Annotated in this window: 22 protein-coding genes and 1 tRNA gene; 12 read left to right on the forward strand and 11 right to left on the reverse strand. The window is 57.1% G+C overall.

Going from position 1 to position 21,741, the window contains the following annotated elements; translation table 11 throughout:
* Positions 1 to 300: 300 nt before the first annotated feature.
* Together KHA73_RS09265 and KHA73_RS09270 are read left to right on the forward strand one after the other, a co-directional pair.
* Positions 301 to 480: a hypothetical protein gene (locus KHA73_RS09265; protein WP_234590465.1), complete on the forward strand. Its 180-nt coding sequence runs from the start codon at positions 301 to 303 to the stop codon at positions 478 to 480.
* A gap of 158 nt (positions 481 to 638) precedes the next feature.
* Positions 639 to 848, forward strand: a complete 210-nt coding sequence (locus tag KHA73_RS09270) for a hypothetical protein (protein WP_234590466.1) — start codon at positions 639 to 641, stop codon at positions 846 to 848.
* Between the two features lie 40 nt (positions 849 to 888).
* Here KHA73_RS09270 and KHA73_RS09275 read toward each other — a convergent pair whose 3' ends face one another.
* Positions 889 to 1,158 (reverse strand): hypothetical protein, encoded by a 270-nt coding sequence (locus KHA73_RS09275; RefSeq protein ID WP_234590467.1) that lies wholly within the window; start codon positions 1,156 to 1,158, stop codon positions 889 to 891.
* A 77-nt stretch (positions 1,159 to 1,235) separates the two neighbouring features.
* The gene (locus tag KHA73_RS09280; RefSeq protein ID WP_234590468.1) at positions 1,236 to 2,381 is read right to left on the reverse strand and encodes a MurR/RpiR family transcriptional regulator; all 1,146 of its coding nucleotides are present in this window, start codon (positions 2,379 to 2,381) and stop codon (positions 1,236 to 1,238) included.
* Between the two features lie 407 nt (positions 2,382 to 2,788).
* Here KHA73_RS09280 and KHA73_RS09285 point away from each other — a divergent pair, with 407 nt between their 5' ends.
* The 5 genes from KHA73_RS09285 to eptB all read left to right on the forward strand — a co-directional run bounded on the left by KHA73_RS09285 (position 2,789) and on the right by eptB (position 8,116).
* Positions 2,789 to 3,094 carry a PTS sugar transporter subunit IIB gene (locus tag KHA73_RS09285; protein ID WP_234590469.1) on the forward strand — a complete coding sequence of 102 codons (306 nt, stop codon included), beginning with the start codon at positions 2,789 to 2,791 and terminating at the stop codon, positions 3,092 to 3,094.
* Between the two features lie 132 nt (positions 3,095 to 3,226).
* Positions 3,227 to 3,529: a PTS lactose/cellobiose transporter subunit IIA gene (locus tag KHA73_RS09290; protein ID WP_234591232.1), complete on the forward strand. Its 303-nt coding sequence runs from the start codon at positions 3,227 to 3,229 to the stop codon at positions 3,527 to 3,529.
* The gene (locus tag KHA73_RS09295; RefSeq protein ID WP_234590470.1) at positions 3,522 to 4,823 is read left to right on the forward strand and encodes a 6-phospho-beta-glucosidase; all 1,302 of its coding nucleotides are present in this window, start codon (positions 3,522 to 3,524) and stop codon (positions 4,821 to 4,823) included. The genes KHA73_RS09290 and KHA73_RS09295 overlap by 8 nt, the downstream gene beginning before the upstream one ends.
* A 63-nt stretch (positions 4,824 to 4,886) precedes the next feature.
* Positions 4,887 to 6,248 (forward strand): PTS cellobiose transporter subunit IIC, encoded by a 1,362-nt coding sequence (gene celB, locus KHA73_RS09300; RefSeq protein WP_234590471.1) that lies wholly within the window; start codon positions 4,887 to 4,889, stop codon positions 6,246 to 6,248.
* Positions 6,249 to 6,463: 215 nt separating this feature from the next.
* The gene (gene eptB / locus KHA73_RS09305) at positions 6,464 to 8,116 is read left to right on the forward strand and encodes a kdo(2)-lipid A phosphoethanolamine 7''-transferase (RefSeq protein ID WP_234590473.1); all 1,653 of its coding nucleotides are present in this window, start codon (positions 6,464 to 6,466) and stop codon (positions 8,114 to 8,116) included.
* A 40-nt stretch (positions 8,117 to 8,156) separates the two neighbouring features.
* Here the strand turns inward: eptB and KHA73_RS09310 are convergent, their stop codons facing one another.
* The 5 genes from KHA73_RS09310 to KHA73_RS09330 all read right to left on the reverse strand — a co-directional run bounded on the left by KHA73_RS09310 (position 8,157) and on the right by KHA73_RS09330 (position 14,853).
* Positions 8,157 to 8,297, reverse strand: a complete 141-nt coding sequence (locus KHA73_RS09310; RefSeq protein WP_234590475.1) for a hypothetical protein — start codon at positions 8,295 to 8,297, stop codon at positions 8,157 to 8,159.
* A 145-nt stretch (positions 8,298 to 8,442) separates the two neighbouring features.
* Positions 8,443 to 9,945: a glycine betaine/L-proline transporter ProP gene (proP, locus tag KHA73_RS09315; RefSeq protein WP_234590477.1), complete on the reverse strand. Its 1,503-nt coding sequence runs from the start codon at positions 9,943 to 9,945 to the stop codon at positions 8,443 to 8,445.
* Positions 9,946 to 10,372: 427 nt separating this feature from the next.
* The gene (locus tag KHA73_RS09320) at positions 10,373 to 11,734 is read right to left on the reverse strand and encodes a macrolide efflux RND transporter outer membrane subunit EtsC (protein WP_234590479.1); all 1,362 of its coding nucleotides are present in this window, start codon (positions 11,732 to 11,734) and stop codon (positions 10,373 to 10,375) included.
* A gap of 3 nt (positions 11,735 to 11,737) precedes the next feature.
* Complete coding sequence (locus KHA73_RS09325; RefSeq protein ID WP_234590481.1) at positions 11,738 to 13,675, reverse strand: MacB family efflux pump subunit; 1,938 nt, start codon at positions 13,673 to 13,675, stop codon at positions 11,738 to 11,740.
* Positions 13,672 to 14,853: a macrolide efflux RND transporter periplasmic adaptor subunit EtsA gene (locus KHA73_RS09330; RefSeq protein WP_234590483.1), complete on the reverse strand. Its 1,182-nt coding sequence runs from the start codon at positions 14,851 to 14,853 to the stop codon at positions 13,672 to 13,674. Before KHA73_RS09330 ends, KHA73_RS09325 begins: the two co-directional genes overlap by 4 nt.
* 242 nt (positions 14,854 to 15,095) lie before the next feature.
* Between KHA73_RS09330 and cho the strand changes: the two genes are divergently transcribed.
* The 5 genes from cho (at position 15,096) to KHA73_RS24535 (ending at position 17,460) form a co-directional block, all read left to right on the forward strand.
* Positions 15,096 to 15,947, forward strand: coding sequence for an excinuclease Cho (gene cho / locus KHA73_RS09335; RefSeq protein WP_234590484.1), 852 nt, complete (start codon positions 15,096 to 15,098; stop codon positions 15,945 to 15,947).
* 109 nt (positions 15,948 to 16,056) lie between these two features.
* A tRNA-OTHER gene (locus KHA73_RS09340) sits at positions 16,057 to 16,152 on the forward strand.
* 180 nt (positions 16,153 to 16,332) lie between these two features.
* Positions 16,333 to 16,632, forward strand: coding sequence for a sigma-S stabilization anti-adapter protein IraP (locus tag KHA73_RS09345; RefSeq protein ID WP_234590485.1), 300 nt, complete (start codon positions 16,333 to 16,335; stop codon positions 16,630 to 16,632).
* A gap of 124 nt (positions 16,633 to 16,756) precedes the next feature.
* Positions 16,757 to 17,260: a YlaC family protein gene (locus KHA73_RS09350; protein WP_234590486.1), complete on the forward strand. Its 504-nt coding sequence runs from the start codon at positions 16,757 to 16,759 to the stop codon at positions 17,258 to 17,260.
* 68 nt (positions 17,261 to 17,328) lie between these two features.
* Positions 17,329 to 17,460, forward strand: a complete 132-nt coding sequence (locus tag KHA73_RS24535; protein ID WP_255211566.1) for a hypothetical protein — start codon at positions 17,329 to 17,331, stop codon at positions 17,458 to 17,460.
* Positions 17,461 to 17,655: 195 nt separating this feature from the next.
* On the opposite strand, the gene KHA73_RS24540 is transcribed toward KHA73_RS24535, so the two are convergent.
* From KHA73_RS24540 to mdoC, 4 genes are all read right to left on the reverse strand, one after another.
* Positions 17,656 to 17,784 (reverse strand): hypothetical protein, encoded by a 129-nt coding sequence (locus KHA73_RS24540; protein ID WP_261081444.1) that lies wholly within the window; start codon positions 17,782 to 17,784, stop codon positions 17,656 to 17,658.
* Positions 17,785 to 18,063: 279 nt separating this feature from the next.
* The gene (locus KHA73_RS09355) at positions 18,064 to 19,785 is read right to left on the reverse strand and encodes a potassium/proton antiporter (protein WP_234590487.1); all 1,722 of its coding nucleotides are present in this window, start codon (positions 19,783 to 19,785) and stop codon (positions 18,064 to 18,066) included.
* A 289-nt stretch (positions 19,786 to 20,074) separates the two neighbouring features.
* Positions 20,075 to 20,299 carry a hypothetical protein gene (locus KHA73_RS09360; protein ID WP_234590488.1) on the reverse strand — a complete coding sequence of 75 codons (225 nt, stop codon included), beginning with the start codon at positions 20,297 to 20,299 and terminating at the stop codon, positions 20,075 to 20,077.
* Between the two features lie 301 nt (positions 20,300 to 20,600).
* Positions 20,601 to 21,731 (reverse strand): glucans biosynthesis protein MdoC, encoded by a 1,131-nt coding sequence (mdoC, locus tag KHA73_RS09365; RefSeq protein ID WP_234590489.1) that lies wholly within the window; start codon positions 21,729 to 21,731, stop codon positions 20,601 to 20,603.
* Positions 21,732 to 21,741: the final 10 nt, after the last annotated feature.

Consider the following 21,741-nt stretch of genomic DNA (forward strand, 5'->3'; position numbering starts at 1 on the left):
ATAAAAATACCGAATAATCAAAGCAATAAGCAGTAATGTCGTAGCCGCCGAGAGGCGGTTTTTTTGTGCCTGAAGATCCTTTCCCCAATATCACTTTTATTCTGTGCGTCGGCACCAGAGCTCCGCTCGGGGAATACCGCGCTTATCAGTTCTATCGCCGCCTGCCATTGCTATGTCTTGCTCTCTGGCTAGGCTATAATCTTGCTTGATACGAAAATTCTTATAGCAACCGTAACTATAAAGGCGCTGCCGCGATTTAATGCGCCATGTTCACCTGTCAGACATCTAGCTGGGGATGATATGCGGGATTTCGAAGCGGAAGATTGGCTCATCAGGTTAAAAAAGCTCTACCCGGATATAGCGATAAAAGAGGTTGTTGCCTATAGAAAGGGGTTTCGTGTCATGTTTGGGGACGATGAGACTTTGTCGTTGCAAGATTTCCAACGCAAATTCTACAAGGTGAAAAAGAAAGAAATCTAATGCCGCTGTAGATATGGATAACAGGGCAAAAATCCCCGTATGCGCGCGATGGCGCAGCGCGGTAGGAAAGCCCGCGTCTGTGGCAATTATCTGCCGGCTGCATGCGAAATACGGCATTCTGGTCTAGTATTCGTGGGTGAAAATTTACTGAGGTGGTTATGTATTCGAATAAACCCATTGAGTTTGATGAAGAAATTTGTCTGGCAATCGGCAAGGCCGTATTAGAAGTGGTTAAACTTGGTGGGGAAACCAGCGCGCCGGCACTCATGGATGCGATAGAGAAGGCCGTGGAACAGCAGGATATGACCGATAACGCAGTTGCGGCTGCAGATGACGCTCTGGATTTAATCGCCCGCCTCTTGCAATGAGGCGGGCCCGTTAAATATCAGATCCTCAAATCCCTGGCGGCTATTTAAAACCGCCTGCGCGTATAAAATCGAGCCCGGCGGCGGTTATTTTCGTTTGATGCGGGTCGATATCATAATTATTTTCGTCGATATCGCTCATCACGTAGGCCTGTATCAGCCCTTTGGCCTGCAAATAGGCGAAGGGATCGGCGAAGGCGTGCGGGCTGGTCGCATCCTGTTTCCAATATTCGTAGGTTTTTGCGTCCAGCGCGTCGGGGTGGTTGGCGGCCAGCCTGGCCAATATCTGGTTGCAGAATACGTAGTCGGTCATTTCATCATCCTTTTCGCGGCGTCTGTTGCACTTTGCTAATTGTAGATGACTCTTTGTCTTCCGGCGGCGCGCGCCGACTAATCCGCCGCCTGAGCGTTCAGGCTTTCGGGCAGCAGCTGGGCCAGCAGCAGATCGATCGCCAGCATCAGCCCATAGCGCGCCGCGCTGCCGTTGCCGATGGGCAACAGGCTGTCCGCCAGCCCGGCCAAGGTGCTGCCGGCGGGCGCCAGGGCGATGCTGTAGGCGCCACTGGCGGCGGTCAACCTGGCGGCGTTGAGCAAATCGCTGTTTTCGCCGCTGCCAGACAGCAAGATGACGCTTTGCGGCGTGCTCAGGGTTGAGGCGGTCATGCGCATCAGCGCCGGATCCAGACAGGTGAAGGCCGGGCATCCCATACCCACCAGGCGCTGCTGCAGGTCGTTGACGTACAGCGTCATGCCGCCAACGCCGAAAATATGCACGCTTTTCGACTGGCTCAACCGCTGGCAGATGCCGATCACCGCGGCGTGATCCAACTGTTGGAGCTGCTGCCGCAGCGTGCTTTCCACATCGTTTACCCGCTGCAGCCACAGGCGCGGCCCGTTGCCGTCTTGCGGCTGCGCGCCGCCCAGATAGCGCGAACCCGCCACGCTGGCCTGCGCCAGCTTCATGCGCAGGTCGCGGATGTCGTCGCAGCCCAGGGTTTTGGCGAAGCGGGTAATGGTGGCCGGGCTAACCCCCGCCTGGGCCGCCAACTGTTCGATGGTTGCGGAAGAGGCGAAGGCGATGTCTTCCAATATGGTCTGCGCTACCTTGGCTTCCTGTTGGCTAAGGTGATTTTGCTGTGCGCGAATTTGGTAGACGATGTCGGCAATATCTTCACAACCGATAGATTTGCCGAAGCGGCTGAGCGTCGCCTGGTTGACGCCGGGCAGCTTGCCTATCTCGGCGGCCGATGCGAAGGCGATGTCCATCCCTCCCAACACCGGTTGCGCCACTGCGGCTTGTTGCTGCAATGCCGCCGGTTGGCCGCGCATCAGGCCGATAAAGTCGTTGAGATCCTGGCAGCCCAGCGATTTGGCAAAGTGGCCGACGATTTCGGTGCTGACGCCGGCACGCGCCGCCAGTTGCTCAATGGTGGCGGTGGCGGCAAACGCCGGGTTGTCCAGCAGCGCGCGGGCGACCTTCGCCTCCTGGCGGCTGAACGGATTTTGCCTGAACTGAATGTGGTAAACGAGATCCATGACTGCAGCGTCCCTTTGTTGCGCCAAGCGGCGGCTTCACTCTTTGCCAAACTAGCCTGTTTTTCATTCGGCATAAAGACTTAACCAACAGAATAAATTAATGAAAAAAATTTTCAATTTAATCGGGATAAAAATCTCGACGTCGTCGCAATCTTTTTTAACCATTTAATATTGTTATTCTTTTAAGTGGGTAAAAATATCCGCTTTCATTGCTCTTAGAAAGAATCCGATCGCCGATCACAGTGTTGAAAAAAATTTTCATGAAGTGATTTTGTTAACCGGTTGTTTTATATGATTTAAGTGCGAATCATAATTAAATCGTATGCAATTAAGGTATTTACAAGCGTGTTGCAGGGCTGTTTTATGTTTGTACAGCCGACGTGGCTTCACCACAGGGTCAATCAAACATGCAACGAATCGTCTTATGCTGCGCCGCAGGCATGTCTACCAGCATGCTGGTGCAAAAAATGAAAACCGAAGCGCAAAAGCGCGCGCTGGATATCGAGATTGACGCAGTGCCGGTGGCAGAGTTTGCACGGGCGATCGCGCAGGCGGACATCGTGCTGCTGGGGCCGCAGGTAAAGTATGAACATGCCCGCCTGTCCGAACTGGCGGCGCCATTGGGCAAAACCGTCGCGGTGATCGACATGATGGATTACGGCACCCTGCGCGGCGATAAAGTGCTGGATAAGGCGCTGGGCCTGCTGGCTTAAAGCAACACGCGGGGCGAGTTCCCCGGCATATTTTATTTATCGATTTCCGCGGGTTATTTCCTTAACCCGCTGCGGCATGGCTATGCCTGAAACCAGGCGGCGGGGGGATATGTGGATCTGGAAACCAGCGTAATGGAGTTATTGGTGCAGGCCGGCAGCGCGCGCAGCGCACTGCTTTCTGCGCTGCAACAGGCGCGCCGCGGCGAGTTTGATGCCGCCGCTGCGCTGCTGGCGGAGGCCAACGCGGCGATAGGACGCGCGCATGGCATGCAGACGGAGCTGATAGGCATGGATGAGGGCGTGGGGAAAATACCGGTCAGCCTCATTTTGGTGCATGCGCAGGATCATTTAATGAACGCCATGCTGATTCAGGATCTGGCCACCGACATGATCGAACTTTATCGCCGTTTAGCGCGGGGAGCAGACAATGACTAAGATAGCCGTAATTGGCGGGGGCAGCAGCTATACGCCGGAGCTGGTCGAAGGGCTGATTGCCCATTATCAGGATGTTCCTTTAAGCGAACTGGCGCTGGTGGATGTAGAGAGCGGCCGGGATAAAGTGACGACGATCGCCGAGCTGACCAAAAGAATGCTTAAACGCAGCGGCCTGGAGCAGGTAAAAGTCTCGGTGCACTTTACGCTGGAACCGGCGATTCGCGGCGCCGACTTTGTTCTGACTCAGCTGCGGGTGGGGCAACTGGCGGCCAGGGCCGCCGATGAACGGTTAGGGCTGAAATACCGCCGGCTGGGCCAGGAAACCACCGGCGTTGGCGGTTTCGCCAAGGCGTTGCGCACCATCCCGGTGATGCTGGAGGTGGCGCGCGTGGTGGAGGCGGTGGCGCCAGACGCCTGGATTATCAATTTTACCAACCCGGCGGGCATCGTGACCGAAGCGGTGTCCCGTTACAGCAAGGCGAAGATTATCGGCCTGTGCAACGTGCCGATCACCATGCACCACAGGATCGCCAATATGCTGAAAGCGCCCTACGAGCAGGTCGAGCTGCGTTTCGCCGGGCTCAATCATATGGTGTGGGTGCATCAGGTGACGCAAAGCGGCGAGGACGTGACCGGCCAGGTGCTGGAGATGCTGAGCAACGGCGAAACGCTGTCGATGAACAACATCAAAGAGTTGCCGTGGCCGCCGGCTTTTTTGCGGGCGTTGGGCGCCATTCCTTGCCCGTACCACCGCTATTTCTACCAGACGGCCGGCATGCTGGAAGAGGAGATCGAGGCTGCGGCCGCGCAGGGCACCCGCGCCGAGCAGGTGATGAAGGTGGAAGCGGAGCTGTTCGCACTCTATGCCGATCCGGCGCTGGATAAAAAACCCGAGCAGCTGAGTTTCCGCGGCGGCGCTTTCTACTCCGAAGTGGCGGTCGATCTGATCCGCGCAATTCATAACAACAGCGGCAAGGCGATGGTGGTCAATACCCGCAACAACGGGGCGATCCGCGGGCTGCCGGATGACGCGGTGATTGAAACCAACTGCGTGATCGACGCGCAGGGCGCGCACCCGCTGGCCTTTGGGGCCCTGCCGCCGGCGATGAACGGGCTGACCCAGCAGGTGAAAGACTTCGAGCGGCTGACCATTGAGGCGGCGGTGCATGGCGATCGCCGCAGCGCGCTGCTGGCGCTGGTGGTGAACCCGCTGATCGGCGGCGTCGGCATCGCCGAACCCCTGCTCGACGAGGTGCTGAGGCTGAACCAGGCGTATTTGCCGCAGTTCAACTGAGTTGCAATTCCATAAAAACAATCGCAAATGATGATGGCCGGCGCTGCCGGACAGGGGGGAATGATGGCGGGACTCAATAGTGTTTTGGAGCGGTACGTATTGCCGGCGGCGCTGAAAATCGCCGGGCAAAGGCATATTTTGTCGGTGCGTGACGGCATTATCCTGAATATGCCGTTCATGTTGATCGGGTCGTTCTTTTTGATCTTCGCCTACCTGCCTATCCCCAGCTACGCCGGGTTGATGAGCGAGGCGTTCGGCGCCGCCTGGCGCGACAAGCTGCTGTATCCGGTCAAGGCGACCTACGACATTATGGCGATCATCTCCAGCTTCGGCATCGCCTACCGGCTGGCGGAGAAGTACCGCGGCATGGATCCGCTCAGTACCGGCGCGGTGTCGCTGGTGGCGTTTATCATGACCATCCCTCAGCATACGCTGTTCGCACCGGTGCAGGGGGCGGCGGAACAGATCGTCAAAGGGGTGCTGCCGATGAACTTTATCGGCAGTCAGGGGCTGTTTGTGGCCATTGTGGTGGCGCTGCTGTCGACGGAAATTTACCGTTTCGTGCACAACCGCAATCTGGTGATCAATATGCCGGAAGGGGTGCCGCCGGCGGTGGCCAAGTCATTCCTGGCGTTGATCCCCGGTTTCTGCGTGCTGGCGGTGATCCTGGTGCTGCGTCTGATCGTCGAGGCGACGCCCTTTGGCGACATCAACACCATGATTTCCACAGTGATCGGCATTCCGATGCATCACGTCGGCGGCACGTTGCCGGGGATGATTTTCTCGGTGATCCTGATCGGGCTGTTGTGGACGCTGGGGCTGCATGGCGACGCCATCGTATTGGTGTTTATCCAGCCGGTCTGGCTGGCCAACATGTCGGAAAACCTGGTGGCGTTTCAGAACAACCAGCCGATCCCGCATATCATCACCCAGCAGTTTTATGACCTCTGGATCGCCCCCGGCGGCACCGGCGCGTTGCTGGGGTTGGTGATCTTTATGCTGATCCGCAGCCGCAGCGCGCAGATGAAGCAACTGGGTAAAATCGCCGCGCCGGGTTGCCTGTTTAACATCAGCGAGCCGATGGTGTTCGGCATTCCGTTGGTGATGAACCCCTATTTCTTCCTGCCGTTTATTCTGACGCCGGTGGTGCTGGTGATTGTCACCTACAGCGCCATGGCCACCGGGCTGGTGACGCCGCCGGTAGGGATTGCGCTGCCGTTTACCACGCCGATTTTCATCAGCGGTTATCTGGCGACCGGCGGCCATATTTCCGGCACGGTGATCCAGGTGGTGAACTTGTTGATCTCCATGGCGATCTACTACCCGTTCTTCCGCGCCTGGGACAAGCAGAAATACCGTGAAGAGCAGCAGGCGGCGCAGCCGGCCGAGCATGCGGTCGGTACGGGAACGCCGCTGTCGTCCTAGCCATGCCGCACCCGGAGCGGCAGGGCAACGCCGTCGCTCCGGGTTTGCACATGAATTGTTACACTATCACAACATTAAACCGCATTATTTCAGCAACGCACGGCCAAATTGCCTGTCTGACATCCATTCATTAAACAGCAGGGTGGGAGCACGCCTCTCAACAACCTGTGTCAGTAATCGGCTATTAGCTACTTTGGCGGGAATGGTATCAAATAATGCAGAAACTCCGATGTTGGACCCAGTTACAGGTCTCCTTCTTCATTGCGTTCTATCTGGGTGTACTCCTCAATATCCCTATCTTTTATCGTCGTTATCAGCAGCTTCGCTATGACAATTTACTGTCCGTTGGCGTCGAGGTGCTGGCGGCCTTTTGCCTGGTCTGTTTTGTCACGCTGTTGATCTCTTTCCTTGGAAGGCGGGTGTTTCGCATTTTGGCGACGCTGCTGGTACTGATCTCGGTGGCCGCCAGCTATTACATGGTGCTGTTCCACGTTGATATCGGCTACGGCATTTTGGCGGCGGTGATGACGACGGACATCGATCTGTCGAAAGAGTCGGTGGGTTGGCATTTTGGCGTATGGATGCTGTTGGTCAGCCTGTTGCCGCTGCTGCTCATCTGGCTGGCACCGATGCCGGAGGCGGCGCTGCGGCTCAGCAACCGTTGGGCGATGCTGAAGAAAGGCGGGGTGATGCTGGCCGCCGGGCTGTGCTGTTGGCTGCCGCTCAAACTGATGGGGCAGGTGCAGGACCAGCATGACAGACAAAACAACCAGCTGATGGCCAGCTACGGAGGCGTAGTGGCCGGCAGCTATTCGCCGTCCAACTGGCTGTCCGCCCTGGGGCTGTTCACCTACAGCGCTTACGCCCAGGCGGAAGACAGCCGTAACCTGTTCGATCCGGCGGCGCATTTTACCTATCAACCGCCGAAGGACGTCGACGATCTCTACGTGGTGTTCGTTATCGGTGAAAGCGCACGCCGCGATCATATGGGTATTTACGGCTACCAGCGCGACAACACGCCTTATCTGGATAAGGAAAAGAACCTGGCGGTGCTGCAGGGCTACTCTTGCGACACCTCGACCAAGCTTTCGCTGCGTTGCATGTTTGTGCGTGAAGGCGGCGCCTCGGAAGCGCCGCAGCGCACGCTGAAGGAAATGAACGTGTTCTCGGTGCTGAAAAAGCAGGGGTTCTCTTCGGAGCTGTTTTCGATGCAAAGCGAGGCCTGGTTCTATAATAAGGCGCAGGCGGATGACTATGCGCTGCGGGAAACCATTCAGGCGGAAAAACGCAACGCCGGCAAACCCGTCGACGACATGGCGCTGATAGACGAACTGCAGGATTCTCTGGGCCGCCATCCGCAGGGCAAACATTTGGTGATCCTGCATAGCAAAGGCTCGCACTATATGTATACCGAGCGCTACCCGCGCGCCTTCGCCCGCTATCAGCCGGAATGCCAGGGTATAGACGACACCTGCTCTACCGAAGAGATGGTCAATTCGTATGACAACAGCCTGCTGTACACCGACTATTTCCTGGAGCAGGTGTTCAACCAGCTGCGCAACCGCAACGCCATCGTGTTCTACGCTTCGGATCACGGCGAGTCGATCTCCGAGAACCTGCATTTCCACGGCACGCCGCGCGATCGCGCGCCCAAAGAGCAGCGCACCATTCCGATCATGGTATGGGCGTCGGATAAGTTTCTCAGCCAACCCGATCATCAGGCGGCTTTCGAGCGGCTGAAGGCGCTGCAGCAGGCGAAAACGCCGGTGTTCCATGAGAAGCTGTTCGACAGCGTATTGGGCTGCATCGGCTACAGTTCGCCGGACGGCGGCATCGTGAAGCAGCACAACTGGTGTCAGGTGAACTGACCGGCGCAGGTGAAAAAGCAAACCGCCGTCAGGCGGTTTTTTACTGCCCGCGCTGGCTTTCGAGCCAGTGGAAAAAGCGTGAAATGCTGAGGGTGATGTCGCCGATGTTGAAGGCAACGCCGACCCACAGCGCAATCATAATGACGACTCCAATGATGACGGGCAGATCCATTTTGCTCATTGGTGATATTCTTCAGTCGGTTAGGGTTGGTCTGCAGAGTAACATCAATTTATCGCGGCATAAAATGCGCGCCTAATCATTTCAGCCTGACCGTTCTGAGCCAATAAAAAAGCCACCCGCAGGTGGCTTTGTCCGTCAGATGACCTTAGTCCAGCTTCGGATGCTGATCGATCAGCGTCTGTTTTTTCTTTTCCAGCTCGGCGATCTGCGCATTGATGTCCTCGACCTTCTGTTCGATGTTGTCGTAGGTTTCCTGCAGCAGTTCTTTGGCTTCCGCGCGGTCCGAGGCGGCCGGAGTGGCGCCGCGCAGCGGTTTGTTGGCGGTTTCTTTCATATACAGGCCGGTGATCAGGCCGATCACCGCCACCACCATCAGGTAGTAGGCCGGCATGTACAGGTTGCCGGTCGACTCAACCAGCCAGGCGGCGACCGTTGGCGTGGCGCCGGCGACCAGCACCGAGATATTGAACGAAATCGCCAGGGCGCTGTAGCGGATGTGCGTCGGGAACATCGCCGGCAGGATGGAGGCCATCACGCCGGTAAAGGAGTTCAGCAGCACCGCCAGCACCAGCAGGCCGACAAAGATCAGGCCAATCACGTTGCTGTTGATCAAGATGAAACACGGAATGGCCAGCGCCAACAGACCGATGCTGCCGCCGATGATAAACGGCTTACGGCCGATGCGGTCGCTGGTCAGGCCGATCACCGGCTGCACGAACAGCATGCCTATCATGATGGCGATGATGATCAGTACGCCGTGATCTTCCGAGTAGTGCAGGTTATGCGACAGATAGCTCGGCATATAGGTCAGCAACATGTAATAGGTCACGTTGGTGGAGATAACGATACCGACGCACACCAACAGGCTTTTCCAGTGTTTGGACGCGATCTCTTTGAACGAGGTCTTCGGCGGATTCTCGATGGCGCTGCGATCGTCCTTTTCCATCTTTTCCACGTGCTGCTGGAACGCCGGGGTTTCTTCCAACGCATGGCGCAGGTAGAGACCAATCAGGCCCAGCGGTGCGGCGATGAAGAACGGAATGCGCCAGCCCCAGTCGAGGAAGTTGGCTTCGCCGACGATGCTGGAGATCAACACCACTACGCCCGCACCCAACACGAACCCGGCGATGGAGCCGAAATCAAGCCAGCTGCCCATAAAGCCGCGTTTGCGGTCCGGGGAGTATTCGGCCACGAAGATTGCCGCGCCGGAATATTCGCCGCCGACGGAGAAGCCCTGCGCCAGTTTGGCCAGCAGCAGCAGGATCGGCGCCCAGATGCCGATCGAGGCGTAGGACGGGATCAGGCCGATACAGAAGGTGCTCACCGCCATGATGATGATGGTGATGGAAAGGACTTTTTGGCGGCCAAACTTGTCGCCCATGGCGCCAAAGAACAGGCCGCCGAGCGGGCGCACCAGGAAAGGCACCGAGAAGGTGGCCAGTGCGGCGATCATCTGTACGCCGGGAGAGGCGCCGGGAAAGAAGACTTGCCCAAGGGCGTAGGCTACGAAGCCGTATACGCCGAAGTCGAACCACTCCATCGCGTTGCCTAATGCGGCCGCGGTGATCGCTTTCTTCAGCTTGCTGTCGTCGATGATGGTGATGTCATTAATGTGCATCGGTTTATGACGTTTTCTTCTTAACTTCATATAATCATCCCTTAATGAATTTTTAGTTGTTGGTGAATTCGTAATCCCCGTTCACTTTTCTTGTTGAGCCATCAGTTTGGCTAATCATATTGCTGTTTCAGGTTGCTAGCCTCCACTCTTTTCATGAGATGTGGATCACAAAACAAAGTCGTTTTAGCCCGAGTTATGTCATATAGGTGACTAATTATTTTGCATCTATAGCTTAACGTTATATCCTGCGGCGATCAAATTTAGCAGTTTATCTTATGTGTATGCACCGAAATAGTGCGTTTTTAGGTGGGTTATTGTTCAGATTGGCGGTTTTTTGTCTGATTTGCGGTGGTTGAAGCATAGGCGTTGCCGGTACGAATACGGGCAAAATTAATGCATTTTCGCACGCAGAATGACCGGCCTGGCGTAAGGGCCAGGCCGGTAGATTAGGGGTAGGTTAGGGCGCCGAGCCGCCAAATTCCTGATAAATTTTTGCCAAATTCTGGTACTGATTGAAGCGGTTGTCGTCCAGCGCCAGTTCCGTCTGGCGGCGTTGCTCTTGCGCATCCAGCCAGAAGGTGATGGGCACGGCGCCCTGCCGATAACGCACCTCGTTCAGCCGCTCCGATTTGCGCGCCAGCGCCAGCGCCGCGCGCAGATGCGTTTCCTGTGCCATCAGCTGTGCACGCAGCGAAAGGGCGTCATCTACGCCGGCCATGGCTTTGTACAACGCCTGTTTGAATTCCAGCACCCGCTGTTCATAGTCGTTGCGGGCAATGTTGATGTCTACGTTCATCTGCCGCCATTCGAGGAACGGCAGCGACAGGCTAGCGCCCACCGAACCGATCGGGTTGCGCAGGAACTCCAACAGCGCGGTGCTGCTGGTGCCCAGGGAACCCGTCAGATTAAAGGCCGGGTAATACTCGGCGCGCTTGATATCGACGTTGGCCAGCGCGGCGCGCAGCCGCAGCTCCCTGGCGATGATGTCTGGCCGCTGGCTCAGCACGCTGGCCGGAATGCCGCCGTTGATTTGCGGCAGCGGCGCGCTTGGCAGGCGAGTGGGTTCGACCACGGCCCGGCCCGGCGCCGTTCCCAGCAATACCGCCTGTTCGTTCAACGCCTGCAGGCGTTCACGCTGCAACGCCAGCAGGCGGTTTTCCTGAGTCAACAGGCTTTGTTCAGCGTTCACCACGTCCAGCGCCGAGGAGCCGCCGGCGTCAAAACGGGCTTTGGCCAGCCGCAGCGTGTCTTTGGCGTAGGCAATGCTTTGTTGAATGACGCCGATTTGTTGATTGATAAAGCCGATCCGCCAGTAGTTGTTGCTGGCTTCGCTCAGCAACGTCAGGCGAAACGCCTGCAGATCCTGTTCGCTTGCCTGGCTGGCCCACTCGGCGGCATCGCGCTGGCGGGCAATTTTGCCCCACAGGTCGAGTTCATAGCCGGTGCTGAGGCTGGCGCTGCTGCTTTTGTTCCAGGGCGAAGATGCGGACAATGACCTGCTGCTGCCGGCGTTCAGCGCGGCGCCAAGGCTGGGGCTGCTGCTGATGCCGACCCTTTCGGCATCCAGCCGGGCGCGGTAGACCCGCAGCGCCGCAGCGGCCAGATCGTTGTTGCCGGCCATCACCTGCTGCAGCCAACGGTCAAGTTGCGGATCCTGAAAATCGCGCCAGTCAAACGGCGGCGGAACGGCGCCGTCATTCTGACGCCAGTGGGCCGGGTAGTTCACCTGCGGCGCCCGGTAATCGCTTTTCAATGCATTGCCGCAGCCTGCGCCGAGCAGAGCGGCGAGGCATACAGCCAGGGGGGATAAAATTTTCATGGGTTACTCGCTGGCCAATGAGATGACCGGATCCATCCGTGCCGCCTTGCGGGCGGGGAGATAACCGAAGATCATGCCGATTAAGGTGGAGCAGAAAAACGCCGTGGCGGCGGCCTGCCAGGAATAGATGGCGGTGAGCATGCCGCCCGCCAGCGCGGTGAACAGCGATCCGGCGGCGAACGACAGCGCAATGCCCAATGCGCCGCCAATCAGGCACACCAGCACCGCTTCAATCATAAACTGCTGCATGATGTCGCTGCGCCGCGCGCCCACCGCCATGCGCACGCCAATTTCATGCGTACGCTCGGTGACGGAAACCAGCATGATGTTCATTACGCCCAAGCTGCCGATCACCAGCGAGATCGACGCAACCATCAGGATCAACAGGCTAAGCGTCATCGAGGTATGTTCGATGGATTTGCGATACTGATCGCGGTTGAACAGCATGAAGTCCTTCACGCCGTGGCGCTGGGTCAGCAGTTGGGTAATGGCGCTGACGGCCGCCGCGTTGTCGACGTCGTCTTTCAGCCGCAGGCTGATGCTGCTCAGCACCGGCTTGCCGACCATGCGATACATCACAGTGCTGTAGGGCATCCATACGCTTATGCGGTTGGGGGCGTAGTCGCGGTTGCTTTTGACGACGCCTATCACCCGCGCGGGGACGGAGCCGAGAAACACGATCTGGCCGAGCGGCTCTACGCCGAAGTCGCCGAACAGCGCCTGCCGCGCATTGTCGTCGATGATCGCTTCCTGCAACGCATTGCGATCGTCGCGGAAGGTGGAACCTTGCACCAGAGCAATGCCGTTGACGCGGAAGTAGTCGCGCCCGACGCCAGTGATCGACGCGGTGGCCGATTTGCTGCGAAAGCGAATGCTGTCCGAAGCGCTGACCTCGGGGCTGACGCTGTCGACAAAGCTTTGTTTGGCGAGCGCCTCGGCGTCGGCCGGCACCAGGGTGCGGATGCTATCGATGGCGTCGTCGAAGAAATCGCGGCCAGGGTAAATGCTGACCACGTTGGTGCCCAGCCCTTTGATATTTTCCAGCGTGCGCTGTTTGGCGCCTTCACCCAGCGCGACTACCGTCACCACCGCGGCGATGCCGAAAATAATGCCGGTCATGGTCAGCGCGGTGCGCAGCCGGTGGGCATTCATCGCTTTCAGCGCCATTTGCAGCGATTCGCGGGTGCGATCGAGCAGGCTCTGCCAGCCGCGTTGCCTGCTGCGGTTGGGCGGTGGCAGCGCGCCGCCGCCGCCGGGGGGGCTGCCGCTGTCGGCGACGATCTCGCCGTCTCGCAGCTCGATAATGCGCCGGGCGTGCTGCGCCACCTTCATGTCGTGAGTGACGATCACCACCGTGTGCCCGCGCTGGTTAAGTTCGCTGAGGATCGCCAGCACTTCCTGGCCGGACTGCGAGTCCAGCGCGCCAGTGGGTTCGTCCGCCAGAATGATCTCTCCGCCGTTGATCAGCGAGCGGGCGATGCTGACGCGCTGCTGTTGGCCGCCGGAAAGTTCACCGGGCTTGTGATGCTCGCGGCCTGCCAGCCCCAACCGGGCAAGCAGCCGGGCCGCGTGTTGGCGGCGCCGGTCGCGCTGGGTATTGGCGTAAATCGCCGGGATCTCGACGTTGCCCAGCGCGCTAAGATCGGGCATCAGATGGTAGCGCTGGAAAATAAACCCGATGTGCTCGCGGCGTAGCCTGGCCAGTTCGTCCGGCGACAGGTGGGCGGCGTTTTGGCCGCCGATGTAATAGTCGCCGCGATCCGGCACGTCGAGACAGCCCATGATGTTCATCAGCGTCGACTTGCCGGAGCCGGAGGTGCCGATGATCGCCACCAGTTCGCCGGCGGCGATGGTCAGGTTGATCTCCTTCAGCACCCTCAGGGCCTGCCCGCCGTTGGTATAGGTGCGGCTGATATTTTTTAGCTCGATGAGATTGTTCACAGGAAGATGCCGTCCTCGGCCGATTTGGCGCCTGGCTGCGACAACACCACGGTTTCTCCAGCTTCCAGCCCACCGAGGATCTGAATATCGACGTTGTTGGTGATGCCGGTTTTCACCTCGCGGGTTTCCAGCCGGTTATCTTTGGTCAACACCTGCACCTGCTGTTTTTTGCCATCGATTTTATGCACCGCCTGGATCGGTACCAGCAGCGCGTTTTTGGCTTCGCCAAGCAGCAGCGAAACCTGCGCGGTCATGGCGATGCGCAGCCGGTTTTCCGGGTTCGGCACGTCCAGCAGCGCGTTGTAATATACCGAAGCGTTCGAGGTGCCGGAGCCGGAGGCGGAGCTGCCGGCGCCCAGCGAGTCGTCTTTCATTACCGATTCCGGCGCCAGCTCGACGGTGCGTAAGGTGGCGTCATAGCGCTTGTCCGGCTCCGAGAAAATGGTGAAGTAGGCTTTTTGCCCGGCGGATATATGGGTGATGTCGGCTTCGGAGATCTGGGCCTTGATGGTCATGACGTCCAGCCGCGCCAGTTTGATGATGGTTGGCGCGCTCTGGCTGGAGTTGACCGTCTGGCCCTGCTGGGTGACCACGGCGATGACGATGCCGTCCATCGGCGCCAGCACGCGGGTGTAGCTCAGATCGACCTTTTTCTTCTCCACTTCTATCTGCGTCTGCACCAGACGGGCGTTCAGGGACAACAGCTCGGCGCGGGTGGTGGCGAGCGTGGCTTCGGCGGATTCAAAGTCCTCGCGCGAGCCGGCCTCGTCGTTCAGCATGCGCCGCTGGCGTTTGAAGCGGGATTCTGCCTGTTTCAGCAGCGCCTGTTTGGCCTGCAGATCGGCCTTGACCTGGTTGAGCGCCGATTCGGCGAGGCGCAGATCGTTGCGCTGCGGCAGGTCGTCGATGTCGGCGATCGGCTGCCCTTTGGTGACGCGGTCGCCCAGTTTCACCTTCAGCGATTTCACCTGCCCGGAAACTTGCGCACCGACGTTGACGCGTTCTATGGCGTCGAGCCGCCCGGTGGCCAGAACGGCATTTTCGATGTCGCCCAGGCGGGCCGGTGCGGTGACATAGGCCGGCAGCGGCGGGCGTTGCAGAAAGAACGCCAGCGCGGCGACGAGAATAATGAGTGAAACGGCGGCGATAATCGCCAGGCGGCGAGGTGTGAATTTCATTAGCGGTATGCCCAGGTTTTCCATAACGATAAAAACGGCGGTGCCAGCTAGCCATAATGACAGCGTTAGCCTTAACTGGCGGTAAACGCCCGGCGTTTCCCGCCAGTTAGGGCGATAGTAATGATTTTTTTGCTAAATATCACGGTAAGTCATGGCCAGGTCGCAGCATGCATTTTGCGCAAAATGGCGTTATACTGGATAAAAAACCATGTATCCTTGTTCAGCAAGCGCGTAATGTTCTTATGATGCCAAATCGTCTCGAGCCGGAGCTCGATATTTATCAGTATCCGCAACACCTGCGTGGCTGCCTGGAGCAACTGCCCAGGGCGCCGGGTGTTTATCTGTTTCATGGCCAGAGTGAAACTCTGCCGCTGTACATCGGTAAAAGCGTCAATATTCGCAGCCGCGTCATGGCGCATTTTCGCGCTCAGAATGAAGCCAAACTGCTGCGACAGACTCAGCGCATCAGTTGGATCGCCACTGCGGGGGAGCTGGGCGCGCTGCTGCTGGAAGCGCAACTGATCAAGCAGCGGCAACCGTTGTTCAATAAGCGGCTGCGGCGTTCGAAGCAGCTGTGTTCGCTGCGTTTGAGCGATGAACGCGTCGAGATTGCGCATGCCGAAGACATCGATTTTTCCACTACGCCCAATCTGTATGGCCTGTTCGCCAACCGCAGCGCCGCGTTGGAAAAACTGCGAACCATCGCCGACGAGCAGCGGCTGTGTTACGGCAAATTGGGCATCGACAAGCTGCCTGCCGGCAGGGCCTGTTTTCGCTTCAGCCTGCGCAAATGCGCCGGCGCCTGTTGCGGCGCCGAATCCGGGTTGCAACACCATCAGCGCCTGGCGGCCGCGCTGGAACAAACCCGCCTTACCTGTTGGCCCTATGCGGGCCGGGTTGCGTTGGAAGAGCAGGGGGAAGGCCGGCGCCAGTATCATGTGATCCATAATTGGTTTTATCTGGGCTCGGTTGGCAGCCTGGAGCAGGTCGATACCCTGCAGCGTGCCGCGAGCCATTTCGACAGCGACGGTTACAAGATCTTGTGCCGGCCGCTGCTGGGCGGCAACTACCGGATTATTGAACTGCCCGGTTAGGATAAGTCGGAGATTAAGGTGAGATTTATCTGCAAAACCAGGGGATCGTGCTTTCGTTGCTTGAAGCCATAGCCTTAATATGGATAATGACGCCCCGAAGCGAAGGAGCGCGCTATTAACTCAGTTGGCAGAGTGATTGGTTTTATAATGGCTTGTTTTGGCTAGAAATTGATAGACGCGGGTTCGAGTCCTGCATAGCGCGCCAGCTTTCTCCTTGCACTGCGGTTAAGCTAAAGCGCACCCGGGTTGATTTGCACTATCGGCTCCTCGTTGGGATTTTCGGGTGCGCTTTACCCTAACCGCGGCACCTTCCTCGCTTTTCCATCATCGATCCTTTGCTAAACTGTAAACAGGCAGGTTTGCTGCCCGGCAACAGGAGGTCGATATGTCTCATCCCGATCAACTGCAAGAGCTCTTGCAACGCGTCGCCGCCCTTGAGGCGAGAGAGAAGTCTTTGACCGCCGCTTCCAATGCCTATCAGGCGATTATCACCACCATGCTTGGCAATCTGGAGAAAAGCGATCGCGATCGGATCATCGCGATGATTGACCAGGCGCATGAGATTGCCTATGCCCGTGCCATCCAGCGCAGCGATGAACCGAAGAAGCAGAGAATCAAACAGGCGGACGATATCGCCCAGCGCATGTTTATGTTCGCGCAGGGCAAAGCCTCGCAGCCACGCTGAACGGCCGACTATAACAGTTGCCCATTTTTAAGTGGTTAACTGATCTACCTGGCCAAACTGTACCTGTGGTAGTTTGAGGAATGATTTTTGATGGCAATAATGCTTTCGGCATAAGGTTGTAAAGATGGACGCGATTAAAAGCATCTTGGTTAAAGAAATAGAAGGGATCAATCGGCGGGAAGGGCGTGACGGCAAGCCGCGTTTCAACAGCGAATTCGCCCGTACTCACCGCTATTTGTGCCTCGCCATGTTCGCCGGTTATTTCGCCGTGATTGGCGTGATGTATCCGGTGCCCTATATGGGGTTCTATGCTTTCCTCGGCTTTACCGCCTTTGTGCTGTTTATGTTCGCCATGCTGTTGATTGAGATCCGGCCGGTGTATCGCTTCGAAGACATTGGCGTGCTGGATTTGCGGGTGTGTTACAACGGCGAGTGGTATTTCACCCGTGAACTCTCCCCCCAGGCGGTGCAGCAACTGCTGGAAGAGCCGTCTATCGGCGCGGCGTTGAAGGCGCGCATGCGGGAAATCATCGCCAACAAAGGCGAAATCGACTTTTACGACGTTTACGATATGGCGTATGGCAAAAAGCCGCAGGAGAGCCAACCGCAGGTCGCGGCGCTTAACTGAGGGTTTCCGCCTGCGCGCTTGTCGATTATACTCACAGCTTGTACTGCGTTAAGCCTGAGGACCGAGCAATGAGTGATGATATTTTCGATTTTGATATCGATGCCGAGTTAGCCAAAGCAGAAGAAAAAGCGGCGGAGAAAGTAAAAGAAGTCCCTGAGATCCTCGAGGATGAAGCGGACTGCGAAGGATGTAAAATCTGAGCGCACAACGCCATTAAAAACCGCTGCGGCGGTTTTTTTATGTCTGGCAAAAGGCAAAAAAAAGCCCGTTTCAGGCGGGCCAACACTTTAAGTAGTATGAGGGTTTGTTATTTACTTATTCCATGTTTGTTTAGCATACGCTCAACCCGCGGCTTGAGAAGCAGCAACATTGTAACAAAATGAGCCTGAGCACGGTTAGTCCAGGACGAACCCCCAGATTAACAGCCCGGCCACGGTGAGCAGGCACAGCGCCGATACCGTTACCAGAATTTTTCCCAGAATGTCTTTCTCTTGTTCCTGCTGTGTCACGTTAAGATTATCCAATCAAAAGCCTATGGACCAAATCGGCGATGCCCAGATCCAGCACCGCAACCGCCAGCGCCATTATCACCGTCACCGAAAGAAATCGAGTTTTGTTGTTCACATCCCGACCTTATTGCCACCGCCGTTCAACAATCGGCATAAATAAATATATCAATAAGATATAAGGAATCAGGGGGGGCCCTATCAATAGTTACAGAAATTAAGAACCTTCCGCTGGCAATAAGTTCCGTATGCGGGGATAACCCGCCGCGGAAGGCCGCGCGGCGGGGAAGAGGGCGCTCAGTCGGTGACGATCCTTACGCCGATTTTGCTGACCTGCTTGCCGTCCATTTCGGCGATGGTCCAGGTCAGACCGTCCCATTCCACCTGATCGCCGATCACCGGTTCGCCGCCAATCAGTTGAATGACGAACTGGCCGAGCGTCTGCTGATCGTCCACGTCATCCTGCAGGTTCAGGCCGTACACCTGCGAGATATCGCTCAGGCGGGCGTCCGACTGCAGGATAAAGTCACCGAAGAAGCGCTCGTCGAGGGTCACGGCCGGCGCCTGGCTGAACAGCTTGCCGAGGATCGGCAAGTCATGCTCATGGCCGATTACGCACAGAATATCGTTCTCGCGCAGCCGGGTGCTGCCGCTGGGGTGCAGCAGTTCTTTGCCACGGAACAAGGCGGCGATACGGGTATTGGGCGGCATTTTCAGCTCGCGCAACGCCGCACCGACGCACCAGTTTTCCGCCGATAGCTGATAAACGAACTGTTCCCACTGGTTTTCCGGGTGAACGTCCAGCCCAACCCGCGATATCGGCTTCAGCGCCGGCGGCACTATCACCTTGGCTTTACGGGCGGCGAAGGACAGCGTGGTGCCCTGCAGCAGCAGGGAAACCAGTACGACAAAGAAGGCCACGTTGAAGAACAGTTGCGCATTCGGCAAACCGGCCATCATCGGGAACACCGCCAGGATCACCGGCACGGCGCCGCGCAGACCGACCCAGGAAATAAAACCGCGTTCGCGCAGGGTGAAGCTGCGAAACGGCAGCAGGCCGATAAACACCGAAAGCGGGCGGGCGAACAGGATCATCCACAGCGACAGCAGCAGGGCGGGGATGGCGATCGGCAGCAGCTCATGCGGGTTGAGCAACAGCCCCAGCACCAGGAACATGCCGATCTGGCTCAGCCAGGCCAGGCCGTCGAAGGTTTGCACGATGCCGTGCCGGTTGCGGATTGGCCGGTTGCCCAGCAGCAGGCCGCACAGGTACACCGCCAGAATGCCGCTGCCGTCCAGCGCCGTGGTCAGGGCGAAAATCAATATGCCGCCGCTTACCGCCAGCAGTGGATACAGGCCTTCGGCCAGTTTGATGTGGTTGATCAGCGCCAACAGCAACCAACCGCCGCCGAGGCCGAAGAAGATGCCCATGCCGAACTGCTGCATCAGGTGCAGCGGGAACATCCAGCTCAGGGTAGTTTCACCGGCGGCGATCATCGCTATCAGGGTGATGGTGAGAAATACCGCCATAGGATCGTTGCTGCCGGATTCGATTTCCAGCGTGGCGCTGACGCGCTCATTGAGGCCCTTGCCGCCCAACAGCGAGAACACCGCGGCGGCGTCGGTGGAGCCGATGATGGCGCCAATCAACAGGCCCTGCAGCAGATCGAGATTGAACAGCCAGGCGGCGGCCATGCCGGTCAGCCCAGCGGTAATCACCACGCCGAGGGTGGCGAGCGACAGCGCCGGCCACAGGGCGACGCGGAACGAGCTGACGCGGGTGCGCATGCCGCCGTCGAGCAGGATCACCGCCAGCGCCAGGTTACTCACCAGATAGGCCACCGGGTAATTGCTGAAAACGATGCCGCCCGGCCCGTCGACGCCGGCCAGCATGCCGATCGCCAGAAATATCACCAGGATCGGGATGCCGAGGCGCGAAGAAAACGAGCTTAGCAGAATACTTGCTCCCACCAGCACGGCACCGATGACGAACAGACTGTTAATGGCGCTGGCATCCAAAATAACGTTCTCCTGAGGTTGGGCTGGGGGCGGCGCGTAAGCGCAATGAACCCGATGATGATAGCGTGTTTAGTGGGTAAAACGCCAAGGCTGATTGATAAAACAATCTGGCCTTTATTCTCGTTTGGTCAGGAAGCGATGAGCAATGGCGGGGAATCGATGGAATTCTTACTTTTATCTATAGTTATCAGGCTACTGTATTTTATCTTTGGCAATAATCCCCGCTTCCGGCACGCGGGAAAAACCATTAAGCCCCCGCCGGGAGGCTTAATGGTTTGCTGACGGGGGATTAATGGTCGAGTGATTGCAAGGCGCGCTTGATCAGCTCGGCGGCCAGCTTCCTTTCCGCCTCTGAGATGCCGTCCAGATTGAAGTTGGAAAGTTCGGTTACCAGAATGCTGCGCTCTTTGCCGCTGATCGACGTGTCCAGCGCAGACAGCAGCCTGCCGAGGATCTTCAGCAGCGTGGCGTTTTCTGGCACGGCTTCCGGCGCCGCGGTGTCTTTGTCGGTCATTAAAAATCCTCTCTGTCGTGACGGAAGGGAGATACGGCTAACGTGCTTACCTAAGTAAACGCGCATTCCCTCAGGGTTCATTGAGCCCAATCGCTACCGTAAGGCAGGGATGTGGATTTCCACTTATTCATTACAGTTATAACAACTCACTGCAATATGCTCCAGCATAACTTTGCCCTAACTTGGAAGCCGGGGCTGAGCAATGCGTGCTCTGTATGCAAAGTGAATTATATGCGCTCTGGCGATCGGGCGTAGGACGGGAAAAACCCTGCAAATACTGATGATTTGCAGGGCGAGGGGTTTATTGCGGTTTGCCGGAGAACAGGAAACGCAGTACGGGAACCCGCTTGTGCAGTTCATATAATCCGAAGGCCAACGTGAAGACAAACAGCAGGCCCAGCAGGAATCCCAGCAGATTGTTACCGATATAAGGTGTCACAAAAGCGCCATATATCAGGGTGAGCGGATGGTGCACCAGATATATAAACAGCGAGGCATTGACCAGATAAGTGATTCGTGGCGAGTGGTAGTTCAGCAGGCTGTGGCCGAATGAGAACACCAGATTAGCCATCAGGATCCCCAATAGGGATTTGATCACCACTTCCAGTTCAAACATATAGCTGCTGTGGGCCAACAGCTTCTGGTTCAGCATGTAAGCGATGAACAGCAACAGCGCGCCCAGCAGCGCCAGCGGCGAACGGCGCAGAAAAATTTCCTTCAACCACACATACTTAAACGCGTAAGCGCCCAGGATGAAGAACGGCAGATAGAACATCGTCTCCATCACCACGAAGTTGAACAGACCGTTGGATAATAACTGAGGGGCAAAAATTAAAATAATACGGTGCGCGGCCGAATAGAATAACGCATAAATAAGAAAGAGCAGTGAGATGTTTCCTAATCCTGTCATCTTATTTATTAGCGCCGGCACCTGGGCGCTTTTTTGCGCCTTAATTTTTCTGAACAGGTAAAAGCATACGCTGGTCAATAACGTGAGCGTTAATAAAAACCACAGATGAGAAACCAGCTCCCAAACTGTTACATTTATTTTCTGATAGAGAGAAAAATTATCCCAGCCGTTCAGCTTATCGGTGAAGTATTTCAGCATGAAAAACTGCGGCACGGTTATTAATGGGATGGAACTCAGCAACGGGATCGCCACGCGTTCCAGCCGCACCTTCAGCCACTGGCGGCGCTCGTAGCGCTGGTAGAGCATGTAGGAGAAGTAGCCGGATATCACGAAGAACACCTGCATGCGGAAAGCGTGGATGAAGTCGTTCAGCACCGTAAGCGAAAAGGAGGGGGTGGCGCTGTTCACCGCCCAGGCGTGGCTGGAATAGATCAGGGAGAGGTGAAAAGGGACACCGAGCAACATCAAATAGGCCCGGATTGAATCGAGAAAAAACTCGCGTTGGTTGCTGCCGTTAGTCATAGGTTACCGC

Origin of the sequence: Serratia entomophila (genome assembly GCF_021462285.1) — a bacterium.
GTDB lineage: Bacteria > Pseudomonadota > Gammaproteobacteria > Enterobacterales > Enterobacteriaceae > Serratia > Serratia entomophila.

What these genes read in the sequence shown, in the direction of transcription:
- mdoC (WP_234590489.1), bottom strand. Translation starts at nt 21,731, where the DNA reads ATGACTAACGGCAGCAACCAACGCGAGTTTTTTCTCGATTCAATCCGG.
- cho (WP_234590484.1), top strand. Translation starts at nt 15,096, where the DNA reads ATGATGCCAAATCGTCTCGAGCCGGAGCTCGATATTTATCAGTATCCG.
- KHA73_RS09275 (WP_234590467.1), bottom strand. Translation starts at nt 1,158, where the DNA reads ATGACCGACTACGTATTCTGCAACCAGATATTGGCCAGGCTGGCCGCC.
- KHA73_RS09295 (WP_234590470.1), top strand. Translation starts at nt 3,522, where the DNA reads ATGACTAAGATAGCCGTAATTGGCGGGGGCAGCAGCTATACGCCGGAG.
- celB (WP_234590471.1), top strand. Translation starts at nt 4,887, where the DNA reads ATGGCGGGACTCAATAGTGTTTTGGAGCGGTACGTATTGCCGGCGGCG.
- KHA73_RS09360 (WP_234590488.1), bottom strand. Translation starts at nt 20,299, where the DNA reads ATGACCGACAAAGACACCGCGGCGCCGGAAGCCGTGCCAGAAAACGCC.
- KHA73_RS09270 (WP_234590466.1), top strand. Translation starts at nt 639, where the DNA reads ATGTATTCGAATAAACCCATTGAGTTTGATGAAGAAATTTGTCTGGCA.
- KHA73_RS09345 (WP_234590485.1), top strand. Translation starts at nt 16,333, where the DNA reads ATGTCTCATCCCGATCAACTGCAAGAGCTCTTGCAACGCGTCGCCGCC.
- KHA73_RS09320 (WP_234590479.1), bottom strand. Translation starts at nt 11,734, where the DNA reads ATGAAAATTTTATCCCCCCTGGCTGTATGCCTCGCCGCTCTGCTCGGC.
- eptB (WP_234590473.1), top strand. Translation starts at nt 6,464, where the DNA reads ATGCAGAAACTCCGATGTTGGACCCAGTTACAGGTCTCCTTCTTCATT.
- KHA73_RS09350 (WP_234590486.1), top strand. Translation starts at nt 16,757, where the DNA reads ATGGACGCGATTAAAAGCATCTTGGTTAAAGAAATAGAAGGGATCAAT.
- proP (WP_234590477.1), bottom strand. Translation starts at nt 9,945, where the DNA reads ATGAAGTTAAGAAGAAAACGTCATAAACCGATGCACATTAATGACATC.
- KHA73_RS09280 (WP_234590468.1), bottom strand. Translation starts at nt 2,381, where the DNA reads ATGGATCTCGTTTACCACATTCAGTTCAGGCAAAATCCGTTCAGCCGC.
- KHA73_RS09310 (WP_234590475.1), bottom strand. Translation starts at nt 8,297, where the DNA reads ATGAGCAAAATGGATCTGCCCGTCATCATTGGAGTCGTCATTATGATT.
- KHA73_RS09285 (WP_234590469.1), top strand. Translation starts at nt 2,789, where the DNA reads ATGCAACGAATCGTCTTATGCTGCGCCGCAGGCATGTCTACCAGCATG.
- KHA73_RS24535 (WP_255211566.1), top strand. Translation starts at nt 17,329, where the DNA reads ATGAGTGATGATATTTTCGATTTTGATATCGATGCCGAGTTAGCCAAA.
- KHA73_RS09265 (WP_234590465.1), top strand. Translation starts at nt 301, where the DNA reads ATGCGGGATTTCGAAGCGGAAGATTGGCTCATCAGGTTAAAAAAGCTC.
- KHA73_RS09330 (WP_234590483.1), bottom strand. Translation starts at nt 14,853, where the DNA reads ATGAAATTCACACCTCGCCGCCTGGCGATTATCGCCGCCGTTTCACTC.
- KHA73_RS09290 (WP_234591232.1), top strand. Translation starts at nt 3,227, where the DNA reads ATGGAGTTATTGGTGCAGGCCGGCAGCGCGCGCAGCGCACTGCTTTCT.